General features: G+C 47.1%; 17 protein-coding genes. 16 read left to right on the top strand and 1 reads right to left on the bottom strand.

The genetic code is table 11. The annotated features are described in order from the left end of the window. Positions 1 to 4: 4 nt before the first annotated feature. From purQ to ACIFSR_RS25880, 15 genes are all read left to right on the top strand, one after another. Positions 5 to 700, top strand: coding sequence for a phosphoribosylformylglycinamidine synthase subunit PurQ (gene purQ / locus ACIFSR_RS25950; RefSeq protein WP_076271098.1), 696 nt, complete (start codon positions 5 to 7; stop codon positions 698 to 700). Beyond that, the gene (gene purL / locus ACIFSR_RS25945) at positions 678 to 2,924 is read left to right on the top strand and encodes a phosphoribosylformylglycinamidine synthase subunit PurL (RefSeq protein ID WP_339206949.1); all 2,247 of its coding nucleotides are present in this window, start codon (positions 678 to 680) and stop codon (positions 2,922 to 2,924) included. The genes purQ and purL overlap by 23 nt, the downstream gene beginning before the upstream one ends. Continuing rightward, a complete protein-coding gene (purF, locus tag ACIFSR_RS25940; protein WP_076271096.1) occupies positions 2,906 to 4,390 on the top strand; it encodes an amidophosphoribosyltransferase in 1,485 nt (494 codons plus the stop codon). Before purL ends, purF begins: the two co-directional genes overlap by 19 nt. A gap of 65 nt (positions 4,391 to 4,455) precedes the next feature. Further along, positions 4,456 to 5,499, top strand: a complete 1,044-nt coding sequence (gene purM / locus ACIFSR_RS25935) for a phosphoribosylformylglycinamidine cyclo-ligase (protein ID WP_076271095.1) — start codon at positions 4,456 to 4,458, stop codon at positions 5,497 to 5,499. Next, positions 5,499 to 6,110, top strand: a complete 612-nt coding sequence (purN, locus tag ACIFSR_RS25930; protein ID WP_430061041.1) for a phosphoribosylglycinamide formyltransferase — start codon at positions 5,499 to 5,501, stop codon at positions 6,108 to 6,110. The genes purM and purN overlap by 1 nt, the downstream gene beginning before the upstream one ends. Positions 6,111 to 6,515: 405 nt before the next feature. Beyond that, on the top strand, positions 6,516 to 8,063 hold the full coding sequence (gene purH / locus ACIFSR_RS25925) for a bifunctional phosphoribosylaminoimidazolecarboxamide formyltransferase/IMP cyclohydrolase (RefSeq protein ID WP_339206953.1): 1,548 nt from the start codon (positions 6,516 to 6,518) through the stop codon (positions 8,061 to 8,063). A 190-nt stretch (positions 8,064 to 8,253) separates the two neighbouring features. After that, complete coding sequence (purD, locus tag ACIFSR_RS25920) at positions 8,254 to 9,519, top strand: phosphoribosylamine--glycine ligase (RefSeq protein ID WP_430061039.1); 1,266 nt, start codon at positions 8,254 to 8,256, stop codon at positions 9,517 to 9,519. Positions 9,520 to 9,717: 198 nt separating this feature from the next. Next, positions 9,718 to 10,647, top strand: a complete 930-nt coding sequence (locus ACIFSR_RS25915; RefSeq protein WP_430061037.1) for a polysaccharide deacetylase family protein — start codon at positions 9,718 to 9,720, stop codon at positions 10,645 to 10,647. A 29-nt stretch (positions 10,648 to 10,676) separates the two neighbouring features. Continuing rightward, positions 10,677 to 12,122, top strand: a complete 1,446-nt coding sequence (locus tag ACIFSR_RS25910) for an FG-GAP repeat domain-containing protein (RefSeq protein ID WP_430061035.1) — start codon at positions 10,677 to 10,679, stop codon at positions 12,120 to 12,122. Between the two features lie 25 nt (positions 12,123 to 12,147). Then, on the top strand, positions 12,148 to 12,999 hold the full coding sequence (locus ACIFSR_RS25905; protein ID WP_430061033.1) for a response regulator transcription factor: 852 nt from the start codon (positions 12,148 to 12,150) through the stop codon (positions 12,997 to 12,999). Next, on the top strand, positions 12,996 to 14,390 hold the full coding sequence (locus tag ACIFSR_RS25900) for a sensor histidine kinase (protein ID WP_076271089.1): 1,395 nt from the start codon (positions 12,996 to 12,998) through the stop codon (positions 14,388 to 14,390). Before ACIFSR_RS25905 ends, ACIFSR_RS25900 begins: the two co-directional genes overlap by 4 nt. Positions 14,391 to 14,740: 350 nt before the next feature. Next, positions 14,741 to 15,562, top strand: a complete 822-nt coding sequence (locus ACIFSR_RS25895) for an alpha/beta hydrolase (RefSeq protein ID WP_430061031.1) — start codon at positions 14,741 to 14,743, stop codon at positions 15,560 to 15,562. Between the two features lie 253 nt (positions 15,563 to 15,815). Continuing rightward, on the top strand, positions 15,816 to 16,889 hold the full coding sequence (locus ACIFSR_RS25890; RefSeq protein ID WP_430061029.1) for a DUF3048 domain-containing protein: 1,074 nt from the start codon (positions 15,816 to 15,818) through the stop codon (positions 16,887 to 16,889). A gap of 221 nt (positions 16,890 to 17,110) precedes the next feature. Beyond that, positions 17,111 to 17,722, top strand: coding sequence for a DUF47 domain-containing protein (locus ACIFSR_RS25885; RefSeq protein WP_076271086.1), 612 nt, complete (start codon positions 17,111 to 17,113; stop codon positions 17,720 to 17,722). Positions 17,723 to 17,746: 24 nt separating this feature from the next. Beyond that, on the top strand, positions 17,747 to 18,742 hold the full coding sequence (locus tag ACIFSR_RS25880) for an inorganic phosphate transporter (protein ID WP_076271085.1): 996 nt from the start codon (positions 17,747 to 17,749) through the stop codon (positions 18,740 to 18,742). A 638-nt stretch (positions 18,743 to 19,380) separates the two neighbouring features. On the opposite strand, the gene ACIFSR_RS25875 is transcribed toward ACIFSR_RS25880, so the two are convergent. After that, entirely contained in the window at positions 19,381 to 19,911 is a 531-nt protein-coding gene (locus tag ACIFSR_RS25875) for a tyrosine protein kinase (protein WP_339206962.1), read from the bottom strand. A 222-nt stretch (positions 19,912 to 20,133) separates the two neighbouring features. Between ACIFSR_RS25875 and ACIFSR_RS25870 the strand changes: the two genes are divergently transcribed. Continuing rightward, positions 20,134 to 20,424 carry a YerC/YecD family TrpR-related protein gene (locus tag ACIFSR_RS25870; protein ID WP_054026535.1) on the top strand — a complete coding sequence of 97 codons (291 nt, stop codon included), beginning with the start codon at positions 20,134 to 20,136 and terminating at the stop codon, positions 20,422 to 20,424. Positions 20,425 to 20,429 lie beyond the last annotated feature (5 nt).

Raw genomic sequence — 20,429 nt, 5'->3', positions numbered from 1 at the left:
GGCGATGAAGTTTGCAGTACTTGTATTTCCAGGCTCCAACTGTGACATCGATTGCTACAAAGCAGTCGAAGACACGATCGGCCAGTCGGTTGACTACGTATGGCACACAGCTACAGACTTGTCTTCTTATGATGCGATTCTAGTACCTGGAGGCTTCTCTTACGGCGATTACCTGCGCTGCGGCGCAATTGCGCAATTCGCTGCTGTTATGGCGGAAGTTCAAAAAGCAGCCGAAGCAGGCAAATATATTCTAGGCATTTGCAATGGATTCCAAATCTTGACGGAGGCTGGCCTTCTGCCAGGCGCCTTGATTCGCAACAACGGACTGAAGTTCCGCTGCCATCAAGCGCCGCTTGAAGTGGTAAACAACAACACAGCATTTACCAACCAATATTCGCAAGGTGAAATTATAAATATTCCAATCGCACACGGCGAAGGCAACTACTATTGCGACGACGCAACGCTTGCTGAGCTTAAAGCGAACGATCAAATTATTTTCCGTTATGCGGGCGACACGAATCCGAACGGTTCTGTAGAGAACATTGCGGGCATTAGCAACAAAGCAGGTAACGTAGTAGGCATGATGCCGCATCCAGAGCGTGCAGTTGATCAATTGCTTGGCTCGGAAGACGGCAAACGGATGTTTACATCGATTTTGAATGCATGGAGGGAACAACATGGCGCAGCAGTTAACAGCTAAGGAACCGACAGCGGAGCAAATTGCCGAGCAAAAAATTTACAGCCAGTTTGGTGTATCCGATTATGAATTTGAGCTCATTTGCGGCTTTCTTGGCCGTAAGCCAAACTACACGGAGATCGGCGTATTCAGCGTTATGTGGTCAGAGCATTGCTCTTACAAAAACTCCAAGCCTATTTTGAAAAAATTCCCGATCACAGGACCTCGCGTTCTTATGGGACCGGGCGAAGGCGCGGGTATCGTCGATATCGGCGACAACCAAGCGGTTGTATTCAAAATCGAATCGCATAACCATCCATCAGCGGTTGAGCCTTACCAAGGCGCTGCAACTGGCGTAGGCGGCATTATCCGCGACATTTTCTCCATGGGCGCACGCCCAATCGCATTGCTGAACAGCTTGCGTTTTGGCCGTCTTGAAAATGAGCGCGTTAAATATTTGTTTGAGCACGTTGTTAGCGGAATTGCTGGCTACGGCAACTGTATCGGTATTCCGACAGTTGCGGGCGAGGTTATGTTCGATGAGAGCTACGAGGGCAATCCGCTCGTTAACGCTATGTGCGTTGGTCTAATCGATCATGATAAAATTCAGCGCGGTGTCGCAAAAGGAGTAGGCAACCCAGTATTCTACGTTGGTCCTGCTACTGGCCGCGACGGTATTCACGGTGCTACTTTTGCATCGGTTGAGCTTTCCGAGGAATCAGAAGAAAAGCGTACAGCTGTTCAAGTCGGCGATCCATTCATGGAGAAGCTGGTTATGGAAGCAACGCTTGAGCTGATCAACTCCGGTATCGTTCTTGGTATTCAAGACATGGGCGCAGCGGGTCTTACTTGCTCCAGTGCTGAGATGGCTTCGAAAGCTGGCAACGGCCTTGAGCTTTACCTTGATGAGGTGCCGCAGCGCGAAACAGGCATGACACCTTATGAAATGATGCTTTCCGAGTCGCAAGAGCGTATGCTCTTCGTCGTAGAGCCGCAGCATGAAGCGCAAGCGAAGGAAATTTTTGATCGTTGGGGCATTATTTGCGCCAAAGTAGGTAAAGTAACGGATGACGGTCGTCTTCGTTTGTTCCACCAAGGCCAAGAGGTTGCCGATATGCCGGTTAAAGCGCTCGTTGACGAGTGCCCTGTATACGACAAACCATCGAAAGAGCCTGCATACTACAGCGAGAATGCCGCAGTAGATACATCGGCATATGATGAAGTAACGGATTTGACTGGCGCGCTCGAGAAGGTTCTTGCTTCCCCGACAGTTGCCAGCAAAGAGTGGGTTTACAATCAATATGACTACATGGTTCGTACATCGACAGCTGTTCAACCTGGCTCCGATGCGGCAGTCGTAACGATTCGCGGCACGCGCAAAGCGCTGGCGATGACAACGGATTGCAACGGACGTTACGTATATCTAGATCCAGAAGTAGGCGGACGTATTGCGGTGGCAGAAGCTGCACGTAATATCGTGTGCTCAGGCGCTGAGCCGCTTGCTGTAACTGACAACCTTAACTTCGGTAACCCTGAGAAGCCAGAAGTATTCTGGCAACTTGAGAAATCGGCAGACGGGATGTCCGAGGCTTGCGTCGTGCTTAACACACCAGTTATCGGCGGTAACGTAAGCTTGTACAATGAGAACGCTAAGGGTGCTATTTACCCGACACCAGTAATCGGTATGGTCGGACTTGTACACGATATCGATCACATCACAACGCAAGGCTTCAAAGCTGAGGGCGATGTTATTATTCTCGTAGGCGAAACAAAAGCGGAAATGGGCGGAAGTGAATTCCAGTACGTTACGCAAGGCGCGGCTGCTGGCCGTCCTCCAGAAATCGATCTTGCTACAGAGAAGAAGGTTCTGGATGCTGTCCTTGGCGCGATTCAAAAAGGTCTCGTAGCATCGGCTCATGACTTGTCCGAAGGCGGTATTGCGGTAGCTGTTGCAGAATCATGCATTAGCGGTCGTCTAGGCGCAGAAGTGGCATTGTCATCTGATCTACGTGCTGATCACCTATTGTTCAGCGAATCGCAATCCCGTATCTTGCTGTCGGCTAAGCCGGATCAAGCAGCGGCATTGCAAGCATGGCTTACAGAGCAAGGTGTTGTTCATGCACAAGTTGGTAACGTTAAAGGCAGCAGCCTGACCATAAGCGTAAACGGAAAATCCGGCATTCAGGCGCCGGTAACACAACTGGAGAAGGTCTGGAAGGATGCGATTCCATGTCTGATGAACAAATAAGACAGGAACCTTTGTTATGGACGGGCGACCACTATAACGAAGGTATTGGCCGTGACGATATGTTTGATAAATTGCGTGAGGAATGCGGCGTTTTCGGGGTTTTTAATCTCCCCGAAGCGTCCAACCTGTCCTATTATGGTCTTCATGCGCTTCAGCATCGCGGTGAGGAAAGCGCGGGAATCTGTACGGTTGATACGAAAAATGGCAATAAGTTCGCTTATCACCGTGGTATGGGTCTCGTAAAAGAAGTATTCAACAAGGAAAATCTCGATATGCTTGCCGGGGATCGCTCTATCGGCCACGTACGTTATTCGACAGCGGGAGAAAGTAAGCTTGCGAACGCACAGCCGCTTATTTTCCGCTATCGCGACGGTGACCTTGCGGTTGCTACAAACGGCAATATCGTGAATGCGCCGGAAATTCGCCGTGAGCTTGAGATGTCCGGCTCGATCTTCCAAACGTCCAGCGACACGGAAGTTATCGCGCATCTTATTGCACGTTCATCGAAGGATTTCGAGACGGCTGCGAAGGAAGCTTTGCAGCGCATCGTTGGCGGATTTGCTTTCTTGATTATGACAAACGACAAGCTGCTTGTTGCAGCTGATCCGCATGCTCTTCGTCCGCTTGTTATGGGCCGTATTGGCGAAGGTTATGTATTCTCGTCGGAGTCTTGTGCATTCGAGACAATTGGTGCCGTGTATGAGCGTGATGTACAGCCTGGCGAATTGCTCATTCTTGATGCAGACGGCATGCGCGAGGAACGTTACGCGGAGGTTGACCGCCGCGCAACTTGTGCGATGGAGTATATTTATTTTGCCCGTCCTGATAGTGATATCAACGGCATTAATATTCATATGGCCCGCAAACGGATGGGTCGCCAGCTTGCTTCTGAATCTTTTGTTGATGCGGATATCGTAACGGGTGTGCCGGATTCGAGTATTTCAGCAGCAATTGGATATGCGGAGCAAACCGGTATTCCATACGAGCTTGGCCTTATCAAAAACAAATATACCGGCCGGACATTCATCCAGCCTTCTCAAGAGCTTCGCGAGAAAGGTGTAAAAATGAAGCTGTCTGCCGTTCGTAAAGTAGTGGAAGGCAAACGTGTCGTTATGATTGATGATTCAATCGTTCGGGGCACAACATCGCTGCGGATCGTAAACCTGCTTCGTGAAGCAGGAGCGACTGAGGTGCATGTGCGCATCACATCGCCGCCTTTCAAAAACCCATGTTACTACGGAATTGATACTCCTGACCGCAAAGAGCTCATTGCTTCTTCAAGGACAGTAGAGGAAATCCGCAAGCAAATTAATGCTGATTCATTATCTTTTATAAGCAATGAAGGTTTTGTTGAGTCTGTTGGCGGCAATGATGGGGCTTATAATCGCGGCATGTGTCTAGCTTGCTTCGATAATGACTACCCAACACCAGTTAACGAAGAATCAGACAAAAGCTGCAGCTGTTAATAACATAAATGAATAACCTCATGGAGCGATTGCTGCTCCTAAACTAGTTAAGGAGTTGACCGAGAGTGTCAGAAGCGTACAAAAAAGCCGGCGTCGATATCGCGGCAGGCAACGAAGCGGTTGAACGGATGAAGAAGCACGTAAAACGGACTTACCGTCCAGAGGTGCTGGCAGAGCTTGGCGGCTTTGGCGGTCTGTTCAGCCTTAACAAGGACAAGTACGATGAGCCTGTACTCGTGTCTGGAACAGATGGCGTCGGAACGAAGCTGAAGCTTGCTTTTGCCATGGACAAGCATGACACGATCGGCATTGATGCCGTAGCCATGTGCGTGAACGATATTATCGTACAAGGCGCGGAGCCGTTGTTCTTCCTTGATTACTTGGCATGCGACAAGGTCGTTCCTGAGAAAATCGAAGCGATCGTTAAAGGTATTGCAGAAGGCTGCGTACAAGCTGGCTGTTCACTCATCGGCGGCGAAACAGCTGAAATGCCTGGCATGTATCAAGGCGGAGAATACGATATCGCTGGTTTTACAGTAGGGATTGTGGATAAGAAAAAAATGATCGACGGATCAACTATCGCTGCTGGCGATGCGGTTATCGGTTTTGCTTCCAGCGGTATTCACAGCAACGGCTTCTCGCTCGTTCGTCGCTTGCTGCTTGAAGATGCGGGTTATTCGCTTGATCAAGAGCTTGAAGAGCTTGGCGGCGCGAAGCTAGGCGATGTGCTGATTGAGCCAACACGCATCTACGTGAAATCGGCGCTTAAGTTGGTTGAGCAAGTGGAAGTGAAGGGCATGGCGCATATTACTGGCGGCGGCTTTATCGAGAACATTCCGCGGGTACTTCCTGACGGCGTGAACGTTGATGTGGAATACGGCTCATGGCCGATTTTGCCAATCTTCGATTTGATGCAAAATAAAGGCGCGATTACGAATCGTGATATGTTCACGACTTTCAATATGGGTATTGGTCTAGTTATTGTTGTTCCAGCTGATCAAGCAAATGAAGCTCTTCGCATCGCTTCTGAGCTTGGTGAGCAGGCTTACCGTATCGGAACGGTTACGGAAGGAAGCCGCATCGTAACGTTTACGGGAGCGGAAGTATAATGGGAGCACTTCGCATCGCTGTTTTCGCTTCGGGACAAGGTACGAATTTCCAAGCGATTGTAGATGCGGTGCAGGAAGGGAAGCTCGATGTAACCATCGAGCTTCTTGTTTGTGACAAGCCTGCCGCTCCCGTTGTGGAGCGCGCAAGGAAGGCTGGTGTGGACACGTTCCTGTTCACGCCGAAGGAATACCCGTCTCGCGAAGCTTATGAGACGGAAATTATATCTGAGCTAGCGCGGCGCGGCGTTGAGCTGATCGTGCTTGCAGGCTACATGCGCATTATTACGCCTTTGCTGGTTGAGCCGTTTTATGGCCGGATGATTAATATTCATCCGGCGCTGCTGCCGGCATTTCCCGGCGTGAATGGCATAGGGCAGGCGCTTGCGTACGGCGTTAAGCTGACTGGCGTCACCGTTCACTACGTGGACGGCGGCATGGACAGCGGACCAATTATCGCGCAGCAGGCAGTCGAAGTGCTGGACGGAGATACGGAAGATTCGCTCGCGGAGCGTATTCACGCAGCCGAGCAGACGTTGCTGCCCGCAGTTATTCAGCATATCGCGAAGGGTCGCGTCACGCTGAATGGTCGTCATGTGACGGTAAACGGCTAATATGAGTTCAAAATGGTGCAATAGTGTGAAATAGGACTAGAAAGTAGATCTATTCCACAAACTTGGTCAGTTTTAAGCGAAATAGAACTAGAAACTAGATCTATTTTGTCTCGAAACGTCTGATATGGGCTCAATTTAGTGCAATAGTGTGAAATAGGACTAGAAAGTAGATCTATTCCACAAACTTGGTCGGTTTTGGGCGAAATAGAACTAGAAACTAGATCTATTTTGTCTCGAAACGTCTGATATGAGCTCAATTTAGTGCAATAGTGTGAAATAGGACTAGAAACTAGATCTATTTTGTCCCGAAACAACACCGATGATGAGATCTATCCTATCGGCAAGTGTGGATGCAGTATTTGGAGAAGAGAAATTGTTTGGTCAAATAGATGAGGAGGGATTTGCATGGCAATTCGCAGAGCGTTAATTAGTGTTTCGGATAAGTCAGGAATCGTGGAGTTTTCTAGAGAACTGGCTAGCCAAGGTGTGCAAATTATTTCGACGGGCGGTACATTCAGCATGCTGCAAAAGGAAGGCATTCCGGTTATCGGTATTTCCGATGTAACGGGCTTCCCGGAGGTTTTGGATGGTCGTGTCAAAACGCTTCACCCGGCCGTACATAGCGGCTTGCTCGCGGTGCGTGACAATGAAGAGCATCAGAACACGATGAAGGAGCTTGGCCTGGATTACATCGACCTCGTTGTCGTTAACTTGTATCCGTTCAAAGAAACGATTGCGAAACCTGATGTTTCCTATGAGGATGCAATCGAAAATATCGATATCGGCGGCCCGACGATGCTTCGTTCAGCTGCTAAGAACCACGCATTCGTAACGGTTGTAGTAGATACAGCCGACTACGGTACGGTGATTGAGGAATTGAAAGCACAAGGCGATACGACGCTTGAGACGCGCAAACGCTTGACTGCCAAAGTGTTCCGTCATACTGCGGCTTATGATTCCCTTATCTCTGATTACTTGACCAAGCAAGTAGGCGAATCATTGCCTGAAACGTATACCGTTACTTACGAGAAGGTACAGGATCTGCGTTACGGTGAGAACCCGCACCAAAAAGCTGCATTCTACAGCAAGCCGCTTGCGGCAGCAGGCAACGTAACGACTGCTGAGCAACTGCACGGCAAAGAGCTTTCCTATAACAATATTAGCGATGCCAACGCTTCACTCGCAATTCTAAAAGAATTCGATGAGCCAGCGGTCGTTGCTGTCAAACATATGAATCCTTGTGGCGTAGGAATCGGCGCTACAATCCATGAAGCTTATCAAAAAGCTTATGCAGCAGACCCAACGTCGATCTTCGGCGGTATCGTAGCTGCTAACCGTACGATCGGTGCAGACACAGCTGAGCTGCTTGGCGGTATTTTCCTCGAAATCATCATCGCGCCTGACTTCACGCCTGAAGCGCTTGAGATTTTGACGAAGAAGAAAAATATCCGTTTGATGAAGCTGGGAGAGCTTTCGGCAGCTGGTGAGCGCAAGCCGGAATGGCTTGTTACTTCAGTTGACGGCGGTATGCTCGTACAAGAGAGCGACGTTCATTCGGTTACAGAAGCAGATTTGCAGTTTGTAACAGATCGCAAACCGACTGCGGAAGAGCTGAAACAGCTGCTATTCGGCTGGAAAGTTGTTAAACATGTAAAATCTAATGCGATTTTGCTTGCGAAGGACGATATGACGATTGGCGTTGGCGCCGGTCAAATGAACCGCGTCGGCGCAGCTCGCATTGCAATTGAACAAGCTGGCGAAGCGGCAAAAGGAGCAGCACTTGCATCGGACGCATTTTTCCCAATGGGCGATACGGTAGAGCTTGCTGCCAAAGCTGGCATCACGGCGATCATTCAACCAGGCGGCTCAATCAAAGACGAAGAGTCGATTGCTGCGGCTAATGCGAACAACATCGCGATGGTGTTCACAAGCGTACGTCACTTTAAACACTAGAACCTGGCACAGCTATTCAAATAGGCAGCCGCACGTTAACGACAGAGAGCTGGCGCGGGCGGTGGCTGCATTTTTTAAAATAAGTTTCTTAGCTATAGGGCTTATTTTTATTCGTCAAAGCTGCTTCAGCGTACAAAGGTCGCCGAAGGCGTTTTTTGATTGTATTTAGTCATTTGGGAGGTTAACGGTTATGCGTATTTTGGTAGTTGGCGGCGGCGGACGAGAGCATGCAATCGTATGGGCGCTTAAGAAAAGCGAGAAGGTAAAAGAAATTTTTTGCGCACCGGGCAACGCAGGTATTGCTCAGCTAGCTGAAATTGTACCGATCGCGGTCAATCAATTTGATGAGCTTATTCAGTTTGCAAAGGATGCTGCAATTGATCTTGTTTTTGTAGGTCCAGATGATCCGCTTGCAGATGGTATCGTAGACGCATTCGAAGCAGCAGGAATCGTGGCATACGGTCCTCGCAAAAATGCGGCTGAAATCGAAGGCAGCAAAATTTTCATGAAAAATCTATTGAAAAAATACGATATTCCTACGGCGAAATATGAAACATTCACCGACTATGAATCGGCGTCCGCTTACCTTCGTGAGCAATCCGCTCCTATCGTTATTAAAGCTGACGGGCTCGCAGCTGGTAAAGGCGTTACGGTTGCAGCTACGCTAGAGGAAGCGGAGCAAGCGCTGCGCGACATGATGGTTGATAAAGTATTCGGCCAAGCAGGAAGCCAAATCGTTATCGAGGAATGCTTAGTCGGGCAAGAGATGTCCATTCTCGCTTTCGTTGACGGTGAGACTGTGCGCGCTATGGTTCCAGCACAGGATCATAAGCCCATCTTTGATGGAGACAAAGGTCCAAATACAGGCGGCATGGGAACCTATACACCGCTGCCTCATATCGATCAAGCCATCATTGACGAATCGATTCAGAACATCATCATTCCAACAGCAAAAGCGATGGTCAGCGAAGGCCGTCCATTCCGCGGCGTTTTGTTCGCTGGTCTTATGATTACGAAGGACGGTCCAAAAACGATCGAATTTAATGCTCGCATGGGTGATCCGGAAACGCAGGTTGTACTGCCTCGTTTGCAAACGGATCTTATTGACATCGTGTTAGCATCGCTGAATGGCAATTTGGATCAACTTGATATTCAGTGGAGCGAGGAAGCAGCCGTTTGTGTTGTTGTCGCATCGGAAGGTTATCCAGCTTCTTATCCAAAAGGTCGCGTAATTACCGGTCTTGCAGAAGCAGAAGCGCAGGGAGCTCTCGTGTTCCATGCTGGGACAGCTGAGAAGGATGGGCAATTCGTTACAAACGGCGGACGCGTTCTAGGTATCGTTGGCCGCGGCCGCGACATTGCAGAGGCTCGTGCACGCGCGTATGAAGCGGTTAGCGTGATCGATTTTGAAGGCAAGCAAAACCGTACGGACATCGCAGCTAAAGCACTAATCTAAGATGCTTAGTACGAAATAAAAATATGGTCTTTCCTTTATTTTGGTCAACCAGAAATCTCTGGTTGGCTTTTTTTTATTTCCGCCTATTTTTATGCCAAGTGTGTCAAAATCACTCGAAAGGTGTTACTAATTTGTAACTCTATCAATATGCCGCAGCGTTACAATGAAACTATCAGCGAGGAATAGAAGGTGAGTGTAATGAAAAAAGTAAGAAAGCGTCGTTTTTTGTTTTTAGGAGTTCTATTGATTGTAGTAATCATGAGCCTCAGTGCTTGTGGGGCAAAAGGCGGATTAAGCTTATCAACGCTTTTGACAGGCGAGAAAAATCCCATTGTAGATAATGGGAACAACGAGAAAGGACCAGAAACGGGAAGCGGAACTACAGGTGACGGAGATGTCGTCATTATCGGCAACAACGGAGGCAAAGACGGTGATATCATTCATGGCGATGTGGATAATAAGCCAGTCGAACCAGACAAGGGAAAACCTGAAGTTCCTGTAACGGAAAAGCTGGACAAGCCGGATCAAGTCATAGCAGCATCAAAGCCAGACAAAGGTAAAAAACTTATCGCGCTCACGTTCGACGATGGTCCAGACAAGCGTTATACAACCGATATTTTGGATATCCTGAAGGAAAAAGGAGTTAAGGCCACTTTCTTTGTAGTCGGGCAACAAGTTACGAAAAATCCAGAAGTGCTGCAGCGTATTGTAGACGAAGGGCATGCAATTGGCAATCATACAAACAATCATAAGGATTTGTCTAAGCTAGACGAGCAGGGAATTATTGAACAATTTAAAGAAGCAGACAACGCAATTAAAGAAGCGATCGGCATAACACCAGCAATGGTCCGCGCACCTTATGGGGCGGTATCGGATACAGTTAAAGCATTAGTGAAAGAAAATCATCGTGAACTAATTGGCTGGAATATCGACACGCGCGACTGGGCGGGAACCTCGTCTTCCGATATGATTAAAATGATTAAGAAAGAAGCCAAACCAAATGGTATGATATTAATGCATTCTTTTGGAAGCAAACATGTTAAAAATACGGTACACGCTTTGCCTGCTATCATTGATCTTTTGGAAAATATGGGTTATACGTTAGTGACTGCCGATCAATTGGCTTAACTGGGAACATGCACGAGGAGGCTGCAACGTTGGATAACGCAAGTGATAGTAATGTGAGAAATAGGCGTGGACCAATCATGAGATGGAGCTTAATGCTCGGCGGCTTGATTCCACTCCTATTGCTCGCAGCTGGCTGTCGTTATACAGCCGCGCCTGCAGATCTTCTGCAGAAGCCTGCTATTTCACCCGAGAAACAGGCTATCGTGCAGGCAATTGAAAAAAATTTACCGGATTACAGCAAGCTGACGCTTCCTCTTAGAGAGGATCATATGGAAGCCATACGCCTCATTGATGTGGACGGAGACGGAACGGAAGAGGCTATCGTTTCTTATTACAATGAATACAGTTCACCTGAGTTAATGGTGTTCAAATATACGAATTCAGTATGGAAGCCATGGGTGCTCATTCAGCAGCCGCTGGCCAGATTAATCGATTGGCTGAAAATAGAGGATCTCGATAATGATGGTCAAATGGAAATCATGATCGGGTGGATCGGAGCTTTTGACAGTCCGAATGTGCTCGAGATTTATTCGTTTAAATCAAAGCCAGTTCGCAACGACGTCGGCAAATTGACATTGAAGCCTATGGAGACCTTGCCTTATTCTTATGGAGATACGGGCGACATTAATGAGGATGGACGAATGGAGCTTGCGATTATATCGGAGATCGGTACGAATCAAGAAATGGCGCTGCCTGAATTCCATTTAACCATTTACAATTGGATCAACGGGAGCATGCGGGAAATACATACAGAGAACCTGTATAAAGAAGTGAATAGTTATGATCGTTTGCTCATTGGACGGATTTCACCTACTCGTAGAGGTATTATTTTGGAAGCGTCGACCGGCGCGCACAGCACTTATACCACCATGTACGTGTGGGAGCGAAACAAGCTCAGGCTCGTTTATCCGAATCGTTCTATAGGGCAGGAAGGAATTAGCGGAACGCCAACGATGAGCAAAGATATAAATGGCGATGGTATTTTTGAACTGTCATGGACGAAAGAGGCTCCGGGTTATTCAGAGGTCCCTTATTCCGATTCCAAATGGTTGGATGAATGGATGCAATGGGACGGTAAATCTGATTTTGTGAAAATAACAGAGGAGTTTTCTGATTATAGTTATGGTATACAGCTTCGTATACCAGAACAATGGTTAGGCCGTTATACGATGCACAGCTTGAACGAGCCGCATGCCCTTGTATCCATCGATTACTGGAATGAAAAATTGAATAAGACAGCCAAACTGGCGACCTTATATGCAGTACCGCAGAAGCAGTGGGATAGCGTTGAATCAACTTGGAAGCAGCAATCTAAACGATATCGGCAGTTAATGACGGACAGCGGCAATGTTTTTGCGGTTTCATTCGTAGTGGAAGCTCCAGCCGAGTGGCCTGAAGCAGACCGGCAAGCTTTTAGCGAGATGGCAGGGGTAGAAGCAGAGTTTGCATCTTCGCTTACTATCCGTAACGATTAAGAGAGAAAAGCGGGTGCTTTAAGTTATGCGTATATTATTGTTGGAGGACGAGGAGTCCATCCGCGGCTTTGTCCGCATTAATCTAAAGCGCAACGATATGGAAGTGATAGAGGCGGAAACTGGCGAATCAGCGTTAGCGCTTGCAGATACAGAAGGGCCTATCGATATTGCGCTGCTTGACGTTATGCTGCCGACGATCAGCGGATTTGAAGTGTGCGAGCAGCTGCGTGCCCGTTATCCGCGCATGGGTATTATTATGCTGACGGCGAAGTCGCAGGAAGAGGATAAAATTCATGGGCTGGAGCTAGGTGCAGATGATTATGTGCAGAAGCCGTTCAGTCCAGGCGAGCTTATTGCGCGGATTAAGTCGCTCTATCGGAGAATGAAGCCTCAGCTGGATGATCAGGAGCAAGTGGTTGGTGCTGCATTTGAATCGATTGCGGCAAGTGAGGAAGTGTCCCGCGGCGAAGCAGCGCCTATAGCGGCACCGACATCTGCATTTAATGTTCAGCGTCCGATAGAAGAACAGCAGCCTACGATGATTTATGGAAGCGGCAGCTTTCATCAGGAGCTGCACGTACAGCCGTTCCGGCTCTCTGTAGCAGAGCGGAAGCTGTGGAAGCAGGGTAAGGAAATTATTTTGACGCCTACGGAATGGACGCTTGTACGACTATTGATGGAACGAGTCGGCGAGAGCGTCAGCCGTGATCATATTTTGACAGAGGTATGGGGCAGATATTATGTTGGAGATCTTAAGGTAGTGGACGTGAATATTCGAAGAATTCGCCAGAAAATCGAGAAAAACCCATCCGATCCAGCCTTTATTGAGACGGTTTGGGGTTATGGTTATCGGTGGAAGCGGGGCGGCGACGAATGAAAAGCGTACAAACGAGAATGGTGTGGAGCTATTTGCTGCTCATCGTGCTTGTCGTCAGCGTACTTGGTGGCGTGTTCGCAGCATTAATGTGGAACTACTATTACGGAAGCGCGCAGAGCTCCGTTAAACAACGTGCGGAGTCGGCGTTAACACTGCACAGCCGTTCACTTTCCTCGCTTACAGTGAAGGATCAGGGCGATTATATTTTGCAATACATGGTTGAAAGCGGCACTAGGCTGCAGCTTCTTGATAGCACGGGTCAGATTCGGATCGATTCCGACGGTTTTGCACCAGATATTCGTTATACGACTGCTGATGTAAAGTCCGCGATTGCAGGGACAACGGGAAGCTGGCGGGGAGTTGATCCTTATTATGGAGAGCGGGTCATGTCGGTCACGATACCGCTTTGGAATGAAACACGGGTCGTATCCATGCTTCGTTATTCAGCTTCCTTAAATCAAGTAGATGCGATGGTGAGCTTGCTTATCCGGATGGCAACAGCGGTTGGTATCGGAGTTGTCCTTTTGTTTCTTGGCTTAAGCTTGTTTCTCGCCCAGCGAATCGTCAAGCCGATTCGAGAGCTTACACGAGCGGCGCGCTATATGGCCGAGGGAGATTGGACGCATCGGGCTATTCAGCGGAATGATGATGAAATTGGTCAGCTAGCGGAAACGTTTAATGCCATGGTATTAGAGCTTAGCAAACGTGAGAAGCTGAAGGATGACTTTATTTCTTCGATATCCCATGAGCTTCGCACCCCGCTTACATCGATTAAGGGCTGGAGTGAAACCTTAAAGGAAAGCGAGCCTACCGAGGATGATGAAGAGGTAAAGCTGGGCTTATCCATTATTAGCAAGGAAACGGAGCGTTTATCGGGGCTGGTCGAAGATTTGCTCGATTTCTCGAAGCTGTCGGCTAGGACGATGGAGCTGCATAGCGAAGTGCTTGATTTCAATGGTCCGGTTAAAGAAACGGTTAATCAGCTAGGGGTTCGTGAAGAGCATACACGGGTACGGATTTTGGCTAACTATGGCAAAAGCCCCATCGTTGTTCGAGGGGATGCGAATCGACTCAAGCAGGTGATCATTAATCTAATTGACAATGCGCTCAAGTTTACACCTGCTGGCGGCACCATTCGTGTAGCGACGACCATCGAACAAGATAGCGCGATGCTCACGATAGCGGATACAGGCTGTGGGATTGAAGCAGAGGACTTGCCGCATGTCACTGAAAAGTTTTATAAAGCGAGTACCGGCCATGGCGGATCTGGACTCGGACTAGCTATTTGCAAGGAGATCATTGAGCTCCACGGCGGTCAGTTAACCATTGACAGCGAACGTGGAGCCGGAACAATTGTGACGATTCGAGTGCCGATCATGCATGAGGAATAATCCATTCCCTCAGCTTCTCGCGGTGCTCTTATCGTCATTCATTATAGAACAGCAGCTTGCGGTTCGCATATACAAACGATATCGCAACTGCGATTCCTATAATAAGCAGCAAGGACAGCCAGTGATCCTTTATAAAGGCAATCCATAAAGGCATAGCTTTGCACCTCCTAAAATGTGAATCTGCTAAACATATGGGTAGTATGTCCCGATTAGGAGCAGTATAAAGTTTGCTGGTTTTATTTTCTTTGTGAGATTGACAGGTACAGAGCAGTGATGATATTATGGTTTTAATATTAATTCATAGTATACGGGTAGGAATTATTATATATAGGCTTTCAGGAGGTTATCGGATGGAAAAGCACTTGACGCTGCGACATAACGAGCTTGAGCTTGCGGCAACGCTGCATTACCCTACGGATGGAAATAAAAACGATTCAGAAAAAAAACAAGCTATCATTATATGCCATGGATTTATAGGCTCTCGCATAGGCGTTGACCGTTTGTTTGTAAAAACGGCTAGAGCGCTTGCGGCGCAAGGCTCTTATGTCCTTCGTTTCGATTATGGCGGCTGCGGCGAGAGCAGCGGTGACTACGGAGCTCTTGGCTTTGATTCAATGGTTGATCAGACTAGAAGCGCGATTAATTATTTATCAAGCATGGAATGTGTTGATCCGCTCAGAATCGTATTGCTTGGCCACAGTCTAGGCGGAGCGGTAGCGATTATGACAGCAGTTAAAGATAAGCGCGCTAAACGTCTTGTGCTTTGGTCGCCTGTTGCTTATCCCTTCAATGACATTGTACGGATCGTAGGACGCAGCAGCTATGACGATGCTGTAACTGGAGGAAGTTCCGATTATCAAGGGTATACGCTGCAGCCTGTATTTTTTGATTCGCTGCTTCAACATCAGCCTTTCCAAGCGGCTACTAAATTTGGCGGCGAGGTGCTGCTGGTTCACGGTACTAGCGATGAGCTTATACCTGTCGATTACAGCTTCTTATACCAGAAGGTGTTCTGGACCCGCAATGAGGGCCTTTGCGATAAGGAAATTATTTTTCAAGCGAATCACACCTACTCCACTCGCAATCATCAGGAGGAAGCGATACGCGTAACCTCAGATTGGCTAAACGGACTTGATAAACAGCAAGAAGAATGGCATCACTGGAGTATTTAAAGCGATATGAACAAATAGAAGGGGCAAGTTCTTGTTAGCCAAGAGCTTGTCCCTTCTATTTTTTTGTCGCACGTCCATGCGGTGCTAAGAACAAGCTTTCTGTCAGGAAATTGGGATATGATATGAAAAATTTGGATTTTTTAACCTGGAAAGCAACTTATTTGTCGAGACATACGCCCTCAATTGTGTTTAAATGGAAGTAATATGAAAACGAATACAAGCTATGTTTTAGCGGGAAAAGGCAGGTTAACGCATGAATAAAAGAATTCGAAAATCGGCAGTTTTGCTATTATTATCGCTTATACTCCTTATTACAGCTTGCAGTGGAGGGAAAGGCAGCAACGATACACCGACAGAGACAAATGATATTATGGATCCTAATAGTACGGATGAGCCTGTAACAGCACCGACGCCGCTCCCTTATGATGCTCCGCTAAGCGGACTTAAATTGGAAAATGCGGCAACCTCAAGACCGATTGTCGTTATGATTAATAATTTCGCAGCAGCTCGTCCACAGTCTGGTTTAACAAACGCTGACGTAATCTGGGAAGTGCTTGCGGAAGGCGGCATTACTCGTTTAATTGCCGTATTTCAGAGTACGAGCGCAATAACCGATACGATTGGACCTATACGCAGCATTAGACCTTATCTTATTGATATTGGAGACAGTTATGGCGCTGTGCTTGCCCATGCAGGGGCGAGCAATGATGGTTATGCAGTGCTGCAGAGGCAGGGCAAACCTTATTTGGATGAAATCTCGAATGCAGGCAGCTACTTCTGGAGAAGCAAGGAACGCAAGGCGCCGCATAATTTGTATTCAAATCTAGAGAAGCTGCGTACAGGCGCAGAGAAGAAGAAATACAGCATGGACAAGCAGGTTCCGCCTTATACGTTCGCGGAAGCGGGTTCCACAGAGGTTGGTGTCCCAGCAGCCGACATTACGATAAATTTTATGCTCAAAAATTATAACGTTGGATACAAGTACGATTCTGTATCAGGCTTATACAAACGGTCGATAGGCGACAAACCGCATATCGATATGAACAATAATGAACAGCTTTCCGGTACAAATCTGGTTGTTCTTGGAGCGGATCACAAGACGCTTGATAAAGAGGGACGATTGGCCGTCGATCTGACAAAAGGTGGCTCGGCTATTCTGTTCCAGAAAGGCAAAGCGATCGAAGCAGAATGGGTAAGAGCTCCAGATGGAATGATTCGAATTGTAAAGAATGGAGCAGAGCTGCCGTTTGTCCCTGGAAAAACTTTCTTTCATATCGTGCCAAACAAACCGACATTTGAAGGGCATGTAACATGGGTACAAACGTAGCAAGTTGGAGACACTGTTAACAGACGTTGACGGATGAGCTTCCAAGGATCAAAAGGACGCAATCTTGTTACAGGATTGCGTCTTTTTTATATTTTTTATGAAAATCTAAAATTTTTCATAAAACCTTTACATTCTCTTAACAATTCACATGTAAACTATGTTAAGATATTGTGGGCTCATAGCAGTGCGCCTAAACATCAAGTCGTGTAAAGGGGATTACGATGTTCAAGAAAAAGGATATTTTCTTTAAGACGTTCGAAGAAATGGCTGACGCAATTGTCGAGGCTGTGGAGTACTTTGCCAAAGGATTGTCAGACCTATCGGATGTATCAGCTTTCGCCAAGACCATGAAGGAATACGAAAGTAGATGCGACAAGCATGTACACACGATTTTGAAGGAGCTGAACAAAACGTTCATCACTCCGATTGAACGTGAAGATATTATGGCCCTGACGACTTCACTTGATGATGTGCTCGATGGCATCGAAGCTTGCGCATCTCGTTTTGAAATGTACAACATTCTTGAGAAGGACGAGTACATAACGTTGTTTGGCGATATTCTCGTTCGTTCGTCGCATCAAATTAAGAAAGCAATTTATTTGCTTACAGAACGGAAGCTGCTTGCTATACGCGAGCCAAATATTGCACTTAACGAGCTGGAGAACCAAGCTGACGACCTGCTTCGGGTTTGCATCAAGAGCTTGTTCGCAAATGTCACAGATCCAATTGAGCTGATGAAGCGCAAAGAGATTTATGAGATGCTAGAGCAAACGACCGACTACTGCGAGGACGTTGCCAATACGCTGGAATCGATCATTATGCGTAATAGCTAATCTAGAGAGTGGGAGTCTTTTACAATGGATTTAATGGTTCTATGGATTGTCGTATTTCTAGCGCTTTCGTTTGATTTTATAAATGGATTTCATGATACGGCAAATGCGATTGCAACTGCCGTGTCGACTCGGGCGTTAAAACCTAGAGTTGCAATCGTAATGGCCGCCGTAATGAACTTTGTCGGTGCAATTACGTTTACAGGCGTTGCGGCCACAATTGGTAAAGGTGTAGCCAATCCAGCAGAGCTGGAGCACGGCGTTCCCATAGTTATTGCGGCTCTATTGTCAGCAATTGCATGGAACCTGATTACTTGGTGGTTCGGTATTCCTTCCTCATCCTCACACGCTTTGATTGGCTCCCTCGCAGGCGCAGTAATCGGCGGAGCAGGCATGAGCGCAATTAACAGCGGCGGATTGATCAAGATTGTACAAGCGTTGATTTTTTCACCGCTCATTGCTTTCTCCGCAGGTTTTATCATTATGTGGATTCTCAAGAAAATCTTTGCCAAATCAAGCCCGCATCAGGTGAATAAAGGATTTCGCTTCGGTCAAATTCTGACAGCTGCTTTCCAATCGTTCTCTCATGGTACGAATGACGCTCAAAAAGCAATGGGTATTATCGTATTTGCTCTAGTTGCTTCCGGTATTCAAACCACGATGGACGTTCCACTATGGGTTAAAATTTCCGCGGCGACAGCAATGGCGCTCGGTACCTCAGTCGGCGGCTGGAAAATCATCAAAACGATGGGGACAAAAATTTTCAAAATCGAGCCAATCAACGGTTTTGCAGCTGATATTGGTTCAGCAGCCGTTATTTTGACGGCTACGATGCTTCATCTTCCAGTAAGTACTACACATGTTATTACGTCTTCAATCCTTGGTGTCGGCAGCGCGAAACGTTTTTCCGCTGTTAAATGGGGAGTTGCAGGTCGTATCATCGTTGCGTGGGTTATTACAATTCCCATTACAATCATCATGGCGATGTTTTTCTACTGGATCATTCATTTCTTCTTCCTATAAGAAAAGCTTGAAAAAACGATTACTCTTCGGTAATATAGTGATCTGACTCTTTAAATGAGATAGTGAGGAAAACCTCACTCGCCATGAGCCTAGGCTCATGGGGAATGAGATGTTCCTCACTATTTTTTGTGTTCTCTTCTAACGTTTATCCTCTGTGGACAACGTTTATCGAAAATTCGCGAAAATTGCATCTATGCACATAATTAATAACAGCTGTGTATGAGTTCCACTTTTGATGATTGTACAGCCGCTGGAGCTTCGTTGCTACCATAATATGCGGCAGAATTGATTCATTTTTCTTTTGAATATTTATATATTTTCAGCATAAACAGAAAACATATGCACATTGTACGAACAGCTGTGTATGGATTGCAAGATGGAAGCTGACGAAAACTGTCGAAGGTTGTACTTGTACACAGTTCACAACAATGATGTACGAATTCAAACTGTTTTTATGTGGACAGACAAGGGAAATGGGTTATCCACAGCTGGATAACTATTTTATTTTCAGTGTGATCATGTGCATAAATGGATGAAATAAAATACACCCCGATCGCTGCGCTATTCGCGGCAATCAGGGTGCTTCACTTTAATAGATGTAGGTTAAATATGTTTAGAATAAACCTTCGAATCCGTGTTTAACGTTTCTTAGGCGTAGTACGGCGACGACGAACTGTTTTTTTGCCTGAGCCGGAACCAGCTCTTGGCTTGCGGCGTTTGCGGCGCTTAGGTTTCCATTCGTCAGAATCATCGTCATCAGATTCTTTTGATTTTTTGCCAAAGGAGCCCATAAGCACTTTGACAAGCGGAGCCATTTGAGAAACGCTCGACATGACCTTCTGGACCTTTGTCACGGTCGTTAAGATACCGTCGATGCCGCCCAAACGATCGATATAACCTTTAATTTCGCCTAGATTGGCAAGTGAGAAGCCGCTTGCTTTGGTGCTAGTGGTCGATTCTATAAGCTCAGCTGCTGTATCCGGTACAACGACGGGCAGGATATCCTGCGCCTGCTGCGAAGCCGGCGGCATTGTTGGCAGGTTTCCGCCAAAGCTGAAACCGCTCGACTTTGCGCCAGACGATTTGCTGAACGGCTCTTGTGCCAGACGCTGGCCGCCGTGCCAATCGTTTTGCTGGTTGCCGGTACCGGGGTTATTGCGATAGTTCACACGGATCACAACCCTTCTTTTATAACAGTTTATGGAGTAGGCGAACATAAGGATTGGACGAATGTCTCGGGGTGCAGATTTTTTTCTAGATAAATGCCTGCTGCTTGTATGTGAGTTCGCGTCAAATAAGTGAGCATTTCCTTGCGTTAATTCGGTAATGTTTGAAAAAAACGGGTAAAAAAGTTACAATAGTAGCATTAGTTTTAATAGGAGTGAATTCGCATGCAGCTTAAAAAGCTGAACGATAAAGCAATAGATCAATTATTCGAAGCGGTGCTTACATTGAAGTCAGTTGAGGAATGTTATGTTTTCTTCGATGATCTGTGTACGGTGAATGAGATCCAATCGTTATCGCAAAGACTTGAAGTAGCACGGATGCTCGGAAAAGGCAGCACTTATAACGCGATTGAAGCCGAGACAGGCGCGAGTACAGCAACAATATCGAGAGTGAAGCGTTGTTTGAACTATGGCAATGACGGTTATAAAATGGCTTTAGAACGGCTTGGAAGGTAGGAATC

The sequence above is a fragment of the Paenibacillus sp. NRS-1760 genome, assembly GCF_050467785.1.
GTDB lineage: Bacteria > Bacillota > Bacilli > Paenibacillales > Paenibacillaceae > Pristimantibacillus.
Note: the sequence above shows the minus strand (reverse complement) of the source record. Positions and strands in the feature narration are given on the sequence as shown.